16 protein-coding genes are annotated in these 16363 nt (G+C 63.7%); all 16 read left to right on the plus strand.

Annotated elements, in window-relative coordinates; genetic code table 11:
• Nucleotides 1-777 carry an SDR family NAD(P)-dependent oxidoreductase gene (locus ACSQ86_RS30930; protein ID WP_436307335.1) on the plus strand — a complete coding sequence of 259 codons (777 nt, stop codon included), beginning with the start codon at nucleotides 1-3 and terminating at the stop codon, nucleotides 775-777.
• A 62-nt stretch (nucleotides 778-839) separates the two neighbouring features.
• A complete protein-coding gene (locus ACSQ86_RS30935; RefSeq protein ID WP_436307334.1) occupies nucleotides 840-2036 on the plus strand; it encodes an ABC transporter substrate-binding protein in 1197 nt (398 codons plus the stop codon).
• 58 nt (nucleotides 2037-2094) lie between these two features.
• The gene (locus ACSQ86_RS30940) at nucleotides 2095-3018 is read left to right on the plus strand and encodes a branched-chain amino acid ABC transporter permease (protein ID WP_436307333.1); all 924 of its coding nucleotides are present in this window, start codon (nucleotides 2095-2097) and stop codon (nucleotides 3016-3018) included.
• On the plus strand, nucleotides 3015-4793 hold the full coding sequence (locus tag ACSQ86_RS30945) for a branched-chain amino acid ABC transporter ATP-binding protein/permease (protein WP_436307332.1): 1779 nt from the start codon (nucleotides 3015-3017) through the stop codon (nucleotides 4791-4793). The genes ACSQ86_RS30940 and ACSQ86_RS30945 overlap by 4 nt, the downstream gene beginning before the upstream one ends.
• 15 nt (nucleotides 4794-4808) lie before the next feature.
• A complete protein-coding gene (locus ACSQ86_RS30950) occupies nucleotides 4809-5519 on the plus strand; it encodes an ABC transporter ATP-binding protein (RefSeq protein WP_436307331.1) in 711 nt (236 codons plus the stop codon).
• Between the two features lie 32 nt (nucleotides 5520-5551).
• Entirely contained in the window at nucleotides 5552-6511 is a 960-nt protein-coding gene (locus ACSQ86_RS30955; RefSeq protein WP_436307330.1) for an MBL fold metallo-hydrolase, read from the plus strand.
• A gap of 37 nt (nucleotides 6512-6548) precedes the next feature.
• Complete coding sequence (locus ACSQ86_RS30960; RefSeq protein ID WP_436310407.1) at nucleotides 6549-8207, plus strand: FAD-dependent oxidoreductase; 1659 nt, start codon at nucleotides 6549-6551, stop codon at nucleotides 8205-8207.
• Nucleotides 8208-8219: 12 nt separating this feature from the next.
• Nucleotides 8220-8450: a DUF2783 domain-containing protein gene (locus ACSQ86_RS30965; protein WP_436295138.1), complete on the plus strand. Its 231-nt coding sequence runs from the start codon at nucleotides 8220-8222 to the stop codon at nucleotides 8448-8450.
• Nucleotides 8447-9760, plus strand: coding sequence for a homogentisate 1,2-dioxygenase (gene hmgA, locus ACSQ86_RS30970; RefSeq protein WP_436310408.1), 1314 nt, complete (start codon nucleotides 8447-8449; stop codon nucleotides 9758-9760). The genes ACSQ86_RS30965 and hmgA overlap by 4 nt, the downstream gene beginning before the upstream one ends.
• Nucleotides 9757-11031: a fumarylacetoacetase gene (gene fahA, locus ACSQ86_RS30975; protein ID WP_436307327.1), complete on the plus strand. Its 1275-nt coding sequence runs from the start codon at nucleotides 9757-9759 to the stop codon at nucleotides 11029-11031. Before hmgA ends, fahA begins: the two co-directional genes overlap by 4 nt.
• Nucleotides 11028-11687 carry a CoA transferase subunit A gene (locus tag ACSQ86_RS30980; protein ID WP_436307326.1) on the plus strand — a complete coding sequence of 220 codons (660 nt, stop codon included), beginning with the start codon at nucleotides 11028-11030 and terminating at the stop codon, nucleotides 11685-11687. The genes fahA and ACSQ86_RS30980 overlap by 4 nt, the downstream gene beginning before the upstream one ends.
• Nucleotides 11684-12325, plus strand: coding sequence for a 3-oxoacid CoA-transferase subunit B (locus tag ACSQ86_RS30985; RefSeq protein ID WP_436307325.1), 642 nt, complete (start codon nucleotides 11684-11686; stop codon nucleotides 12323-12325). Before ACSQ86_RS30980 ends, ACSQ86_RS30985 begins: the two co-directional genes overlap by 4 nt.
• A 29-nt stretch (nucleotides 12326-12354) precedes the next feature.
• Nucleotides 12355-13539, plus strand: coding sequence for an MFS transporter (locus ACSQ86_RS30990; protein WP_436307324.1), 1185 nt, complete (start codon nucleotides 12355-12357; stop codon nucleotides 13537-13539).
• A 3-nt stretch (nucleotides 13540-13542) separates the two neighbouring features.
• Nucleotides 13543-14463 (plus strand): DMT family transporter, encoded by a 921-nt coding sequence (locus ACSQ86_RS30995; protein WP_436307323.1) that lies wholly within the window; start codon nucleotides 13543-13545, stop codon nucleotides 14461-14463.
• Between the two features lie 15 nt (nucleotides 14464-14478).
• Nucleotides 14479-15660: an NADH:flavin oxidoreductase/NADH oxidase gene (locus ACSQ86_RS31000; RefSeq protein ID WP_436310409.1), complete on the plus strand. Its 1182-nt coding sequence runs from the start codon at nucleotides 14479-14481 to the stop codon at nucleotides 15658-15660.
• A gap of 5 nt (nucleotides 15661-15665) precedes the next feature.
• Complete coding sequence (locus tag ACSQ86_RS31005) at nucleotides 15666-16361, plus strand: EthD family reductase (RefSeq protein WP_436295130.1); 696 nt, start codon at nucleotides 15666-15668, stop codon at nucleotides 16359-16361.
• The last annotated feature ends 2 nt before the right edge of the window (nucleotides 16362-16363 follow it).

Raw genomic sequence — 16363 nt, forward strand, 5'->3', positions numbered from 1 at the left:
ATGGAAATCTCTGAACTCATGGCGCCGCAGATCTTGGGCGGGCGCATCGCTCTTGTGACCGGCGCAGGGCAGGGCAATGGCAAAGCCATCGCCAAGGGCCTTGCGAAAGCGGGCGCCCAGGTCGTCGTGACCGACCTGAACGATGAAAACGCCAAGGTAGTTGCTGCCGAAATCAATGCCGCGGGCGGGAAGGCAGTCGCGTACAAGTTGGACGTGACTTCGAGAGATGCCTGCCAGGCACTCGCGCTCACCGTGGCAAGCGAAGTCGGAAACATCGACATCCTGGTGAACAACGCCGGCATCATCATTCGCGAGGGTTTGGACAGCCCGAAGGTCGCGTCGAACCTCGAGCGTACGCTGACGGTGAACGTGATGGGTACCTTCCTTCCAACGCATGCGTGGTTGGATGCGCTGAGGGAAACCAAGGGCGTGATCATCAACGTCGGGTCCATCGCCTCGAGCACCGGAATTCCCAATGTCGTGGGTTACTCCCCGTCTAAGGGCGCGGTCAAGCTCATGACGCAAGCGCTCGCCGTTGAGTTGGCGAAGGACGGTATCCGTGTCAACGCCATTGCGCCTGGCGTCATCGAGACGCCCATGACGTCGTACACGCGGGAGGCGCCGGAGCGCCTCGACAAGTTCATGTTGCGCACGCCGATGGCGCGCGTCGGGCAGCCCGAAGAGCTGGTTGGCCCCGTGGTGTTCCTGGCATCGAGCATGGCCACCTATGTGACGGGCGTGACCCTTCCCGTTGACGGCGGCTTCCTCGCTTCCTGATTTTCCACCTCATTTTTGATCGCAACCCTGAACTCACCGAGTTCGAATAACCGGAGACAGCTATGAGCATTCCCAAGTTCCTGAAGCGAGCCGCTCTTGCCGCGAGCCTTGTTGCTGCCACAGCCGCAAGCGCTCAAGACGTCAAGTTGGGCTACAACGGAGATCTGTCAGCCTCTCCCTCCGCGCAAAGCGGCCAGGCGGCAGTGCTCGGCATGGAGGCGGCGATTGCCGACATCAATGCGGCGGGTGGCGTCCTCGGCAAAAAGCTGGCGCTCGTCACTCGCGATGACACTTCAGCACCCCCGAAGTCGATCCAGAACATGAGCGAGCTAGTCGACAACGAAAAGGTTGCCGCCGTGTTCGGCCCGACCAATTCCGGCAATGCGATGGCCTGGAAGCACATCGCCAACCAGAAAAAGATTCCGGTCATCGGCAACGTGGGTTCGGGCACTGACATCACCAAGCCCATGAGCCCGGGCGCAGACAACTATATGTTCCGCGTCTCGATGGTGGACCGCGAGCAGGTCGCCGCCCTTATGGCATATGTCAAGAAGAACACGGAAAAGGCGAAGGTCGTCGGCTTGATGGCTGAGACCACGGGCTACGGCCAGGGCGGCCTGAAGGACATGGAGGAGATTGCCAAGCTCCAGAACATCAAGATCGCCGCAACCGAGCGTTTCGGTGTCGGCGATACGGACATGACCTCCCAGCTGAGCAAGATGAAGTCTGCCGGCGTCGACACCGTGGTGGTGTGGGCACAGGGTACTCCCATCGCGCAGCTGGTTCGCAGCATGGAGAAGATCAACTACTTCCCGCTGGTACTGACCTCGTGGGCGGCCGACAACATCACGTTCTACGACGCCGCGGGCAAGACGCTTGCTGAAAAGCCGATCTTCATGCGCACGGTCAGCGAGACGCGCACACCTGCCCAGCAGAAACTGTTCGATCGCGTCGGCCCCAAGCTCAAGGCGCCGGGCTCCTTCTCCTTCGCGCTGCACGGCTACGACTCGGTCCTGCTCTATGCCGCCGCCGCGAAGCAAGCCAACAGCTTTGATGGATCGGCCGTTCGCGTCGCACTGGAGGACCTGAAGGCCCCGGTCCAGGGCGTTCTCAAAACTTACGACAAGCCGTTCAGCAAGACCAACCACGAAGCGCTGACCGCCAAGGATTTGGTGTGGATTCGCTGGAAGGACGGCAAGCTGCTGCCCTATACCGACCCGATCGTCGGCGCATTGGCAGGCGCGGACTTCAAGCAGTAACGCGAAACGCGTATCCGGGCCGCATCCCGCGGTCCGGGCAATCATCTCGGAGGCAACTATGGTTGAGGCGCTCTTACAAGCGATTCTCAGCGGCTTGGCCGTGGGCGGTGCCTACGCGTTGGTCGCACTGGGTTTCAGCATCACCTTCACGACGACCAAGACACTGAATTTCTCTCACGGGGAGTTCGTGTCGGCAGGTGCATTCATCGGCATGAGCGCGCTCTTCCTGGTCCTGGGTCTTCCTGTGACCTCGACCACGTTCGGCCAGGCACTTCCCGGCGCTGGCGCTCAACTCCTGGCTCTTGCGGCGGCGCTCGGTGTCATGGGCCTTCTCGGATGGCTCCTCTACGTGATTGGTGTGCGGCCCTTTGCTGGACGACCAGGCATGGCCTGGGTCATGAGCACCCTGGGCTTTGGAGTCATCCTGCAGAGCATTGGCTTGGCCATCTGGGGACCGAAGCCCGTGGTGGTGCCCGGACCGGTGGGCGACACGGTGATCCGACTGCTCGGTATCGGCGTCCGTCCGCAGGAACTTCTGACGCTGGCCGTCGCTGTCGTCATCATGATCGGCTTCGATTTCGTCATGAATCGCACGATGGTGGGCAAGGCCATGCGCGCGGTGGCGGCAAATGGCAACGTAGCCAGCCTCATGGGCATCAACACCAACGCAGTGATGATCGGCGCCTTCGTGATCAGTTCGGCACTCGCCGGCCTCTCCGGCTTTCTTCTCGCGCCGATCGCGCAAGCCTCGCTCTTCATGGGCCTGACGGTCGGCCTCAAAGGCTTCTCCGGCGCCATGATCGGCGGCCTGAGCAATCCGCGAGGCTGCGTCATTGGCGGATTCGTTCTCGGTGTCTTCGAGTCGCTGGTGAACCTGTGGCAGGCGCAGTGGCGCGAGGTCGCTGTCTTCGGTCTCGTGATCCTGGTCCTCGCGTTCCGTCCCACCGGACTGTTCGGCAAGAAGCTGGTGGAGAAGGTATGAAGCGCAGTCAACATCTCTTGGGCGTCGTCCTCGTCGCCGCTGCGCTCGTCGGCGCCACCTCCCTCTTCGGGAACGACTACTACCTGCGCATCGTCTTCATGATGTGCGTCTACTACCTCTGCGCCGCCGGCATGAACGTGTTGGTCGGTTATGCAGGGCAGAAATCGCTCGGCCAGGCGGGTCTCTTCGCCGCAGGAGCCTACGCGGTTGCACTGCTGACGACCCGTACCGAAATGAACCCATGGTTTGCGCTTGTGATTGCCGCCGGTATCTCTGCGGTTTGTGGCGTCCTGATCGCTCTGCCATCGCTGCGAGTCAAGGGGCCGTACCTTGCCATGGTGACGCTGGCGTTCGGCATCGTTGTGGAAAAGCTCGTAGGCGAATGGACCGATGTGTTCGGCGGCGCGCAAGGGATCTACGGGATCAAGGCCTTGACCTGGAACGGGCAGCCATTGACGTCGCAGCAATGGGTCTGGCTCGGCATCGGACTGTGCGCCTTGACCCATCTCTTGTTGCGCAATCTTCTGCACGGTCGATTCGGTCGCGCGCTGCTCTCGCTGCAGGCCGACGAGATCGCATCATCCTCGGTGGGCGTTCGCGTCTATCGCGCCAAGGTCATCGCATTCGTCGTTGCGGCTGTCACCTGTGGCATAGCTGGCGCGCTGGTCGCGCAGCAAAACCAGTACATCAACTCCGACTTCATCACCTTCCACCTGTCGATCTTCATCCTGCTGCTGGTGCTGTTCGGCGGAGCCGGGTCCCAGTACGGGCCGTTGGTCGGCACGGTGATCCTGACGGCGGTCGATGCTGCGTTGGCGCGCTGGCCCTCGGCTCAGCACTTCCTGTACGGCTTCCTGCTGCTGTTTGCGCTCTATGTCATGCCTGGTGGCGTGACCGGCTTGTTCTCCAAGTGGTTCAGACGTTCGACCGCGGCGCCCGAAGCATCGAAGGTGGCCGCGGCTCCCACGCGCATCGGTCCTGAAGGCCAAGGCGAGTTGCTGGTGGTGCAGGGAGTTACCAAGAACTTCGGCGGCGTGAAGCCAGCTCAGAACGTCTCGTTCCGTTTGCAGCGGGGGCATATCCACGCGCTGATCGGGCCGAACGGGGCCGGCAAGAGCACGATGATCAACATGCTCACCGGCCTGATCGATCCGACCGAAGGTTCGATCCAGTTCCTTGGCAAGGAGGTCTCCGGTCAACCGGTGCACTCGATCTGCTGCATGGGCATGGGGCGCACCTTTCAGAACCTGCGTCTCTTCGCTGAACTGTCGGTGCTCGACAATGTCATGCTCGGCCGTCATAGCCGTATGACGAACGGCTTCTTCGCGTCGCTACTTCACCTGCCGAGCGCGATGAAGCAAGAGGCCGCAACGCGGGCCCGCGCCCTGCAGCTCCTGGATTTGGTGGGCCTGCTGCATCTGGCGCATCACCCGGCGGGTAGCCTGCCCTACGGCCTGCAACGCCGTGTCGAACTTGCACGGGCACTGGCGACTGAGCCGCAACTCCTTCTGCTTGACGAGCCTGCTGCGGGTCTCAACCCGCAGGAGACAGGCGAGCTGGGTCAGCTGCTGCTTCGCATCGGCAAGTGCGGTGTGAGCATTTTGATGGTCGAGCATCACATGGATCTCGTCATGTCGATCTCGGACCACGTCATCGTGCTCGACTACGGCATCAAGATCGCCGAGGGCAAGCCCGCCGAGGTGCAGGCCAACCCCCGTGTTGTCGAAGCCTATCTCGGCGTCGACGAGCCCGAAGAAGCGCTCGCCGCAGCCTGAACCGGAAAGTCAAATATGCTGAAACTCGAATCAGTCAAGGTTGCCTACGGTGCGATTCAGGCCGTCAAGGGCGTGAGCATTGAAGTGCGCAAGAGCGAAGTGGTGACCATCATTGGCGCCAATGGAGCCGGGAAAAGCACCTTGCTCAAGAGCATCTGCGGGTTGGAGCCCGTCACCGAAGGTCGAATCCTGCTCGATGGCAAGGACATCACGAACGTTGCATCGCATCAACGTGTGGGCCTTGGGGTCGCGATGTCCCCGGAAGGCCGCGGCGTATTTGCCGATCAGACGGTGCGCGAGAACCTGATGCTCGGTGCCTATTCGCGAAAGAATGACCCCGCAGCGACCGCAGCCGCCATCGAGCGGGAATTCAAGCGATTCCCGCGGCTGCGGGAGCGCCAAGACCAGCTGTCCGGGACCTTGTCCGGCGGTGAGCAGCAGATGCTGGCGATCGCACGCGCCTTGATGAGCGAGCCGCGCTTGCTGCTGCTGGATGAACCCTCACTCGGCTTGGCGCCATTGATCATCAAGGACATCTTCAACGCCATTCGACAACTGCGCGAATCGGGACTGACCATCCTGCTGGTCGAGCAAATGGCCAAGCAGGCGCTGGGCGTGGCCGACCGGGCCTACGTGCTCGAAACAGGACACATCACCTTGGAGGGCACAGGTCGCGCACTCCTCAACGATCCCAAGGTCAAGGCGGCCTATCTCGGCTCGCACTGACCCATTCATCCGCACATACAAAGGAGTACCCCATGACCGAAACCAAAAAGTTCGCGAGCCAGGCCGACCTGGAAGAGAAGAAAGTCACCTTCAGCCAGATCTCCGAGCACGCTTGGGCGTACACGGCCGAAGGCGACCCGAACACGGGGATCATCATCGGCGACGACTGCGTGCTGGTTGCCGACACCCAGGCCACGCCGGCTATGGCGGCCGACGTGGTGCGCCGCATTCGTGAAGTGACCGACAAGCCGATCAAGTACGTCGTGCTGACGCACTACCACGCGGTGCGCGTGCTCGGCGCCAGTGCCTACAAGCCGGAGCAGATCATTGCCAGCCAGGACACGTACGACCTGATCGTCGAGCGCGGCGAGCAGGACAAGGCCAGTGAGATCGGACGCTTCCCGCGACTTTTCAGCAACGTCGAGACGGTGCCACCGGGCATGACCTGGCCGACCATGACCTTCACCGGCAAGATGACGCTGTGGCTCGGCAAGCTCGAGGTGCACCTGCTGCAGCTCGGGCGCGGCCACACCAAGGGCGACACTGTGGTCTGGCTACCGCAAGAGCAGGCGCTGCTGTCGGGCGACCTGGTCGAGTTCGGTGCGACTCCCTACGCCGGAGATGCCTACTTCAAGGACTGGCCGCAGACCTTGAACAACCTGGCTGCGCTGAACCCCAAGGCCCTGGTGCCCGGTCGTGGCGCGGCACTGACGACGCCCGATGACGTGGCCAAGGGCCTGAGCGAGACGCGGGACTTCATTTCCGATGTGTACGCCAACGTGCAGCAGGGCGTAGCCGCCGGCAAGGACCTGAACGCGGTCTACAAGGACACCTTCGCCGCGCTCAAGCCCAAGTACGGCCACTGGGTGATCTTTGACCACTGCATGCCATTCGACGTGACTCGCTGCTACGACGAGGCCACGAAGTACACCGATCCGCGCATATGGACTGCTGAGCGGGACGTCGAGATGTGGAAGACGCTGGAAGGCTGACTGGCCGCCGCGCGTCCCGACAAGGAGCCAAGACACCATGAAGCTGAACGACCTCGCGTCGGTCGGCGGGGAACCGCTCGACTATCAGAAGCTCGCCTTCGACTACGTTCGCCACGCCGACCAGTCGGCTGCCGCGCCTGCGCGCCACCCGGTCGTGGTGGTCGGGGCCGGCCCGGTCGGGTTGGCGCTGGCCATCGACCTGGCGCAGCAGAACGTTCCCGTCGTGCTGCTCGACAACGATAACCGCCTCTCGACCGGCTCGCGCGCCATCTGCTTCGCCAAGCGCTCGCTCGAAGTATTCGACCGGCTCGGCTGCGGCGAGCGCATGGTCGGCAAGGGCGTGTCGTGGAATCTCGGGCGCGTGTTTTTTCGCAACGAGCAGATCTATGAATTCGACCTGCTGCCCGAAGAGGGGCATGAGCGGCCGGCCTTCATCAACCTGCAGCAGTACTACGTCGAAGGCTACCTCGCCGAACGCGCGGCGCAGCTGCCGCTGATCGACATCCGCTGGAACAACAAGGTCATCGGTGTGGCGCAGCACGACGAGCACGCGTTGCTGACGATCGAGACGCCCGATGGCAGCTACCAGTTGGCCGCCGACTATGTCGCCGCCTGCGACGGCTCGCGTTCCTCCGTGCGCGAGCTGATCGGCAAGGAGAGCAAGGGCCGCATCTTCAAGGATCGGTTTCTCATCGCCGACGTGAAGATGAAGCTCGACCGGCCGGCGGAGCGGTGGTTCTGGTTCGACCCCGAGTTCCACCCCAACCAGAGCGTGCTGCTGCACATGCAGCCCGACAACGTCTGGCGCATCGACTTCCAACTCGGATGGGACGCCGACCCCGAGGAAGAGAGAAAGCCCGAGAACATCATCCCTCGCGTCAGGGCGCTGCTCGGCGAAGACGCCCAGTTCGAGCTCGAGTGGGCCAGTGTCTACACCTTCGCCTGCCTGCGCATGGACCGTTTTCGGCATGGCCGCGTGCTGTTTGCCGGCGATTCGGCCCACGGCGTCTCGCCCTTCGGCGCACGAGGCGCGAACTCGGGCGTGCAGGACGCCGAGAACCTGGCGTGGAAGCTGGCGGCCGTGCTGCGCGGCGACGCACCCGACGCGCTGCTCGACAGCTACGCCACCGAGCGCGAGTACGCGGCCGACGAGAACATCCGCAACTCGACCCGCGCCACCGACTTCATCACGCCCAAGAGCGAGGTGAGCCGACTGTTCCGCGATGCGGTGCTGGAGCTGGCCAAGCGCCATGACTTCGCACGCGCGCTGGTGAACAGCGGCCGGCTCTCTGTCCCGGCCACGCTGCACGGCTCGCCGCTCAACACGCCCGATGCGGATGCGTTCAGCGGCCGCATGGTGCCCGGCGCCGTAGCCGCGGACGCGCCCGTCACCCTGGCCGGCGGGCGCAGCGGCTGGCTGCTGCGCGAACTTGGCGGCACCGCGTTCACCGCGCTGGTGTTCGGCGAGGGCGAGCCGGCGGAACGCAGCGCCCGCGCCGTCGCGGAGGCCGACGCCTCGCTGCGCGTGCTGCGCGTGCCGCTCGCCGAGGCGAATGCGCTGGCCGCGCAACGCTACGACGCGCAGCCCGGCACCGTCTACCTGCTGCGGCCCGACCAGCACGTCTGCGCTCGCTGGCGCGCGCCGTCCTCGTTCGCCATCCGCGCTGCGTTGGCGCGCGCCCTCGCCAGAGCCTGAAGGAGAACCGCCATGCCGCAAGCGACGCCACCGCAAGTCTTGATCACTGCCCCCAACCTAGACGCGCCCGACGACTTCTACGAAGCGCTGCTCGAGGCGCACGAAGGCCTGTCGAACGAGGAAAGCCACGCGTTCAATGCGCGACTCGTGCTGGTGCTGGCCAACCACATCGGCTCGCTGGTTGTTCTGCGGCGCGCGCTCGCGGTCGCTGCCCGATCCAACGAAAGCAAGAGCACACCATGACGAACGCATCCACCGCCGAGCGCCGCTACCAGAGCGGCTTCGGCAACGAATACGCGAGCGAGGCCGTGGCCGGCGCCCTGCCGCAGGGCCGCAACAGCCCGCAGCGCGCGCCCTTCAACCTCTACCCCGAGCTGATCTCGGGCACTGCCTTCACCGCGCCGCGCCACGAGAACCGGCGCAGCTGGATGTACCGGCGCCAGCCCTCGGTGGTCTCCGGCCGCTACCAGGCCTATGCGCAGCCGCACTGGCAGACCGGCGCCGACCGCGATATCGCGCTCGCGCCCGAGCCGATGCGCTGGCATCCGCTTCCGCTCGACAACGCCGATGTCGATTTCATCGACGGCATCCATACCTTGGCCGCCAACGGCGACGCCGAGGCGCACAGCGGCGTCGCTGCGCACGTTTACCTCGCGAGCCGTTCGATGGAGCGCCGCGCCTTTGTCAATGCCGACGGCGAGATGCTGCTGGTGCCGCAGCAAGGCCGGCTGGTGATCACCACTGAGATGGGCGTGCTCGAGGTCAAGCCCGGCGAAATTGCGCTCCTGCCGCGCGGCGTGGTGTTCAAGATCGCCGTGCCGGATTCGGATCAGGGTCCCTCGCGCGGCTACGTCTGCGAGAACTACGGCGCCCAGTTCCGCCTGCCCGAGCTGGGCCCGATCGGCTCCAACGGCCTGGCCAATGCGCGCGACTTTCAGGCGCCGGTGGCTGCTTTCGAAAGCGAGGCCGGTGGCTACGAGCTGGTGAAGAAGTTCGGCGGACGCTTCTGGAAGGCGCCCACCAGGCAGTCGCCCTTCAACGTCGTCGCCTGGCACGGCAACCTCGCGCCGGTGAAGTACGACACCGCCAACTTCATGACCATCGGCTCGATCAGCTTCGACCATCCGGACCCGTCGATCTTCACCGTGCTCACCTCGCCCTCGGACACGCCCGGCACCGCCAACTGCGACTTCGTGATCTTCCCGCCGCGCTGGCTGGTGATGGAAGACACCTTCCGTCCGCCCTGGTACCACCGCAACCTCATGAGCGAGTTCATGGGCCTGGTCTACGGCGAGTACGACGCCAAGCCCGGCGGCTTCAAGCCCGGCGGCGCCAGCCTGCACAACGCGATGGTGCCGCACGGCCCCGACGAGGAGGCCTTCGAGAAGGCGAGCCGTGCCGATCTCAAGCCGCAGAAGCTGGACAACACGCTGGCCTTCATGTTCGAGAGCCGCTTCCGCTTCATTCCCACGGCCTGGGCGCTGCAGAGCCCGGCGCTGGACACCGACTATGCCGACTGCTGGGCCGGCCTCAAGGACCAATTCAAGCCATGAACAACGAACTGAACGCCACCCACGATCCGAAGCTGCGCAGCTGGGTCGCTTCGGCCAACGAGGCTGGCTGCGATTTTCCGATCCAGAACCTTCCGTTCGGCCGCTTCCGGCCTGCCGGCAGCGGCGAGGCCTTTCGCATCGGGGTTGCGATCGGCGATCAGGTGCTCGACTTGAAGGCGACCGGCCTCGTCCATACGGACGACATGAACGTGTTGATGGCGAAGAGCCCGACGGAGCGCCAGGCGCTGCGTGCCGCGATCTCCGCCGGCCTGGCCGAAGGCAACACGCAGACCGCCGAGTGGGGCCACTTCCTCTTCGCCCAGTCGGCCGTCGAGATGACGGTGCCTTGCCGCATCGGCGACTACACCGACTTCTACACCAGCGTTCACCACGCGACCACCGTCGGCAAACAGTTCCGGCCGGACAACCCGCTGCTTCCGAACTACAAATGGGTGCCCATCGGCTACCATGGCCGCGCCTCGTCGATCGGCGTCAGCGGCCAGCGCTTCAAGCGACCGCAGGGACAGACCAAGGCACCGGACGCCAGCGCGCCGAGCCTCGGCCCCTCGAAGCGACTGGACTACGAGCTCGAGCTCGGCTGGTTCGTCTCCCAAGGAAATGCGCAGGGGGAGTCCATCGGCATGGATGCGGCCGAGGCGCACCTGTTCGGCGTGACGCTCTTCAATGATTGGTCGGCGCGCGACATCCAGGGCTGGGAGTACCAGCCTCTTGGCCCGTTCCTCTCGAAGAACTTCGCCAGCACTGTCTCGCCCTGGCTGGTCACAACCGAGGCGCTGGCGCCGTTTCGCGTGGCCTTCGAACGCCCGGCGGAGGATCCACAACCGCTGCCCTACCTGGACTCGGAGACAAACCGCGCAAAGGGCGCGTTCTCGATCGAGTTGGAGGTCTTGCTACAGACCGCGAGGATGCGCGAAGCTGGTGACGAGCTTGTTCGGCTCTCTCGGACCAATACCACCCGCGCCGCCTACTGGACGCCGGCCCAGTTGATCGCTCACCACACCGTGAACGGCTGCAACCTGCAGCCGGGCGACCTGCTGGGCTCAGGCACCCTGTCCGGCCCGGAGGCCAGCGAAGCCGGCTCGCTGATGGAACTCACCAGCGGCGGCAAGCAGCCGATCACGCTTCCCAACGGCGAGCAGCGCAGCTTCCTGGAGGACGGTGACGCATTGATCATGCGTGGGTGGTGCGAGCGCGAAGGCGCAGCTCGCATTGGTCTGGGCGAAGTGGTCGGCATCGTCGAAGCAAGATGAAAAAAGCCGTCCCGCTTGAGCAGGCCATCGCGATGATCCCGGACGGGGCCTCGCTGATGGTGGGCGGGTTCATGGGTGTGGGCTGCCCACCGCGACTCATCGACGAGCTGATTCGGCAGCGGCGTGGTGGACTCACCCTGATCAGCAACGACACCGCGCGGCCCGGGGTTGGTGTTGGTAGGCTGATAGATGCTGGCCTCGTCCGCAAGGTCATCGCCAGCCACATCGGGACCAATGCCGTGACGCAGCGGCTCATGCTGGACGGCTCTTTGCAGGTTGAGCTCGTGCCTCAGGGGACCTTGGCGGAAAGGATCCGCGCCGGTGGCTTCGGACTTGGCGGCATCCTGACGCCCACAGGTGTCGGAACATTGGTCGCCGAGGGCAAGCGCACCCTCGAGGTCGACGGCCGAAGCTACCTGCTCGAGACAGCCTTAAAGGCTGATTTCTCCCTGATCAGCGCGAAGCGGGCGGACTACTACGGCAACCTTGAGTACACGCTCACGGCACGCAACTTCAATCCGCTCATGGCCTTGGCGGCCACTACGACGATTGCCGAAGCAGAAAGCATCGTGCCTGTCGGAATGATCGCACCGGATGCGGTGATCACGCCTGGCGTGCTCGTCCATGTCCTGGTGGGTAAGGAGCGCGCCTCATGAACGACAAGGAAGTGATTGCCCGACGGGTCGCGCGCGAGCTCAAAGATGGCGACCGCGTCAACCTCGGCATCGGCCTGCCAACACTAGTTGCCCAGTACCTGCCCCCGACGCTTCACGTCTTCTTCCATTCCGAGAACGGCATCATTGGCATGAGCCCGTTGCCCGGAGAGGGATTCGAAGACATCAACCTCACAGACGCAGGGGGACGCCCCGTCGGTGCCTTGCCCGGTGCGTGCGCGTTCGACTCCGCCTTTTCCTTTGGAATGATCCGGGGCGGTCACCTTGATGTGACGGTGCTCGGTGGTCTCGAGGTTGATGAACTTGGACAGCTGGCGAACTGGATGGTGCCTGGTTCCATGATTCCCGGCATGGGCGGCGCGATGGACTTGGTGACAGGGGCCCGCCGGGTCATCGTAGCGATGACACATCGGTCGAAGAATGGTTCCAAGATCGTTCCGCGCTGCAGCCTTCCAATCACTTCGGTGCGCCGCGTCGACCTGGTCGTCACAGAACTCGCAGTGATTCGACCGACCGAGAATGGGCTCGTCCTGCAAGAGATCGCCCCTGGAGTGTCAATTCGTGAGGTGATCGAGGCGACGGAAGCGAGCCTGATCCTTGCACCAGGTCTGGTGGCATGACAGTGAGCGCCGTACCAAGCGATGCAACCATGAGCATCCGCTCCCTTGATACCCGAACGCTCTGGCTACTCGGCATATGCGCATTCGCAAGCATGGCTTCAATGCGGATCTGCGACGCCATGCTTCCGTCGTTGGCAGCGGAATTCTCGGCGACGACGGGCCAGGCTGCGGGGACAATTTCCGGATTCGCATTGGCCTACGGCGTTCTCCAGCTGTTCTATGGGCCGCTCGGGGATCGCTTCGGCAAGGTGCGCGTCATCGGCTTTGCCACGCTGGCTTGCACGATCGGAAGCACCGCAGCAGTTTTCTCGCCGACCTTGGACTGGCTGGTTGTCAGTCGCATTCTGTCGGGAGTTGCAGCCGCTGGAATCATTCCCTTGACGATGGCGCTGATCGGCGACAGCGTCGCGTATGAAGGGCGCCAGGAAGTGCTGGCCAAATTGCTCGGCGCGACCGTTTTTGGAATGATCTGCGGGCAGTGGCTGGGCGGCCTCATCGCTGAGATGTTGAGCTGGCGAGCGGCGTTCGTCATGCTCGCGGTGGTCTTCCTGATCAGCGGAGCGGTGCTTGCCCGGCGTGCTCACGGCCTCACGTTACCGGCGCCGGGAGACATGGGAAGCGTGCGTCGTCGACTTCTGGATGTGCTCGCCCGGCCGTGGGCAAGGACTGTGTTGCTCGTCACTTGCATTGAAGGGGCGTTGGCATTCAGCGCGCTTGCCTTCATTCCCTCACATCTGCACGCCACGTTCAACCTGACGATGCCAACGGCAGGGGCCATCGTCGCGCTCTACGGCGCCGGCGGCCTTCTTTACAGCCGCTGCGCCCGCGTGTTGCTGCGGCGATTCGGCGAAACCGGCCTGGCGACAACTGGAGGTGTCTGCCTGGGCATCGCGTTCGCAACGATCGCATCTGCGCCATCCTGGCAGTGGACGCTTCCCGCCTGCATGCTTGCCGGGTTTGGTTTCTATGCCTTGCACAACACCCTTCAGACCCATGCGACCCAAATGGCCCCGGCCCTGCGCGGTACGGCAGTTTCACTGTTCGCTTGCGTCTTGTTCTTTGGGCAGTCCCTTGGAGTCCTGCTCGCCGCGTGGGTGGTCGACACCTTCTCGTCGACCTTGGTCTTTGCATCGTCAGCTATCGGCCTCCTGCTGCTCGGAGGTGTGTTCGCGTCCTTGATCCGGCAGCGCAACCGCCAACTGCAGGGGGCCTGATCCATGTCTGATGGCCAAGTAAGTCCAGCCGCCGTGCAGGCGACCTTGATCGGGGCGATGGCCATCTGGGGTCTGAACGTGGCCGCAGTGAAGGTCCTGACAGGGGTCTTCGATCCGATCACAGTGGCCGCGCTCCGAATGCTCGTGGCATGCGCCGCTTTGAGCCTGATCGTGCTGTGGAAGCGCTGCGGACTCCCCTTGTTGTCGTGGCGGCAAAGCGTGCCGATCGTGGTCTGCGCGATTCTGATGGTGTATCTCAATCAGATTCTTTTTGCGGAGGGCTTGCTGCGATCCACGGCCACCAATGGCGCGCTCATCATGGCGCTGAGCCCGCTGGTATCCGCATTGCTCGCAGCGGTCGCCTTCCGGGAGCGTCTGACATTGATGCGCCTGGTGGGCGTCCTTCTCGGTTTCGCGGGAGTGGCGGCAGTGGTATTGAGTCATCCGGGAGCCGGTCTTTCGAGCGCTGGCGCGGGAGACTTGATGTTGGTGGCCGCCGTGGTCAGCTTTGCCGCGGGTGGCGCCATCGTCCAGCGCCTGGCCAAGCAACTCCACCCCTTGACCATCAGCTGGGCGATCTATGTGGTTGGCTCGTTCCTTCTGGCGGTCCACGCCACCCTAGAGTCGCCCGCGATTGGATTCGATGGGCTCTTTCCAGGCTGGCGCCCTTGGGCGTTCATCCTGTTCTCGGGTGTCATGGCGACCGCGCTGTCCAACCTCGTCTGGAACCGCGCCATTGCGCGTATCGGCGTAGCTCGTACTGCCGTCTTCTTGTACTGGGTTCCAGTCTTCGGCGTCAGCTTCGCAGCCATGTTGCTTGGTGAGCGGCTGAACCTCTGGCATCTCTTCGGTTTTCTTGCCGTGATGGGCGGCACCTATCTGGGTACTCGGCAACCCGCGACCGTCCCGGTCGTCGCCCCCTAACTGACAGGCTTTCGTATGACCACCAGTGAACCACTCCTTTTCCAGCCAATTCAGCTACGCGAGTTGGTCCTGAACAATCGGATCGTCATTTCGCCAATGTGCCAGCATGCGGCCGAATCCGGGCGCGCCACGCCATGGCACATGGTCCACATTGGGAAATTCGCCCTCGGCGGTGCTGGGCTGATCCTCACCGAAAGTACCGCCGTCGATCCTCGAGGCCGCATCGGTACGGCGGATCTGGGCCTTTGGGAAGACAGCCAGATCGAACCGTTGAAGCAGGTGGTTGATTTCGTCCATTCCAACGGTGGCGCAATCGGCGTTCAGTTGGCTCATGCGGGACGCAAGTCGGGCAGCCAGCCGCTGTGGGAAGGGGGCGCGGCGCTGTCCGAACATCGCCTCGCGTCGGATCCGCAGCCCTGGCAACGCCTCGGGCCGAGTGCGTTACCTGCAGGACCCGGATGGTCGGCGCCGGTTGCGTTGGACGCCAGCGGCATCGCAGACGTGGTGCAGTCCTTCGTGGATGCGACCTTGCGGGCCGTTCAGGCCGGCTTCGATGTGGTGGAGCTCCATTTCGGCCATGGCTATCTGGTCGCAAGCTTCTTGTCGCCCAACTCGAACCACCGCGACGACGAATGGGGCGGCAGCCTCGAAGGGCGCATGCGTCTGGCCCTCGAGATCGCGCGCAAGGTTCGTGCGGCCTGGCCAGCCGGCAAGCCCCTGTTCTGCCGGCTGTCGGCGGTAGACGGCAGCGTGGACGGGTGGAGTCTTGAGGATTCAATCGTCCTGTCGCGCGAACTAGCACGCTGCGGCGTCGACGTCATTGATTGCTCGTCCGGTGGATTGACAGAAGAAACGCGCGCGCTGCCGGTCCCGCGAGGACTCGGATTTCAGGTGCCGTTCTCGGAGCGTATTCGCCAGGAGGCGCAGATCAAGACGCAAGCCGTTGGAATGATCGTCGATGCGCACCAGGCAGAAGAGGTGCTAGCCGACGGGAAAGCCGACCTGATCGCCCTGGGTCGCGAAGCTCTCTTCGATCCGTACTGGCCGCATCACGCCGCCATCACCTTGGGGGTCGACCCCGCATACAAGCGCTGGCCAGTCCGGCACGGTGTCTGGCTTGCAAAACGCGCTCCGGGCCTCGCACGTGCCCGTGCACAGGCTGCAGCCGAACTCATTGAACCGACCAACCAGGAGTGAAAGACATGAACGTAAGAATGGGCCTGATCCGCAAGAAGTCCGATTGGTCGACGGAAGAATTCAGCGAATACTGGCGTGGCCACCATGGAGAGCTCGCCAAGAGAGCGCCCGGCTTGCGGGGGTACTGGCAAAACCCGGTGACCGAGCGCTTGCAGCGGGGCATTGATTTCCCGCGCGGACCGTGGGACTTTGATGGCTTCTCGCAGCTGTGGTTCGATGACGTCGGCAAGGCGAACCACGCGTTCAACGACAGTGAGCTCGCTGCGGCCCTCATCGCAGACGAAAACTATTTCCTCGGCGGACTGCACATCGTGACCGCCGAGCAGCGTGTGGTCATCGAGTTACCGGAGCCGCAATCGCGCGCTCGGTTACTGAAGCGCATGTCGATCTTGAAGCGCCGTCCTGATCTCAGCGAGGAGGACTTTCGACGCGAGTGGAAGGTCCACGGCGACCTGGTCCGCAAGATGCCAGGCGTCAGCGCCTACAGGCAGAACGTCGTGATCGCCCGTGAATTGGTGAAGGGGCAATCATGTGGCTACGACGATTGTCCGATCGACGGCATCGTCGAGCTTTGGTTCGAGGATGCCGCGACGCTGGAAGCAGCGTTCGGCTCCGAAGCCGGGAAAGTGACGATGGCACACGCAAAGACGTTCTTGACCGAGATCACGGCTTTCGTAGTAGCCGAGCGACAAGTTTTGTAGCT

This window comes from Variovorax sp. LjRoot130 (assembly GCF_964253755.1).
Taxonomy (GTDB): Bacteria; Pseudomonadota; Gammaproteobacteria; order Burkholderiales; family Burkholderiaceae_C; genus Variovorax.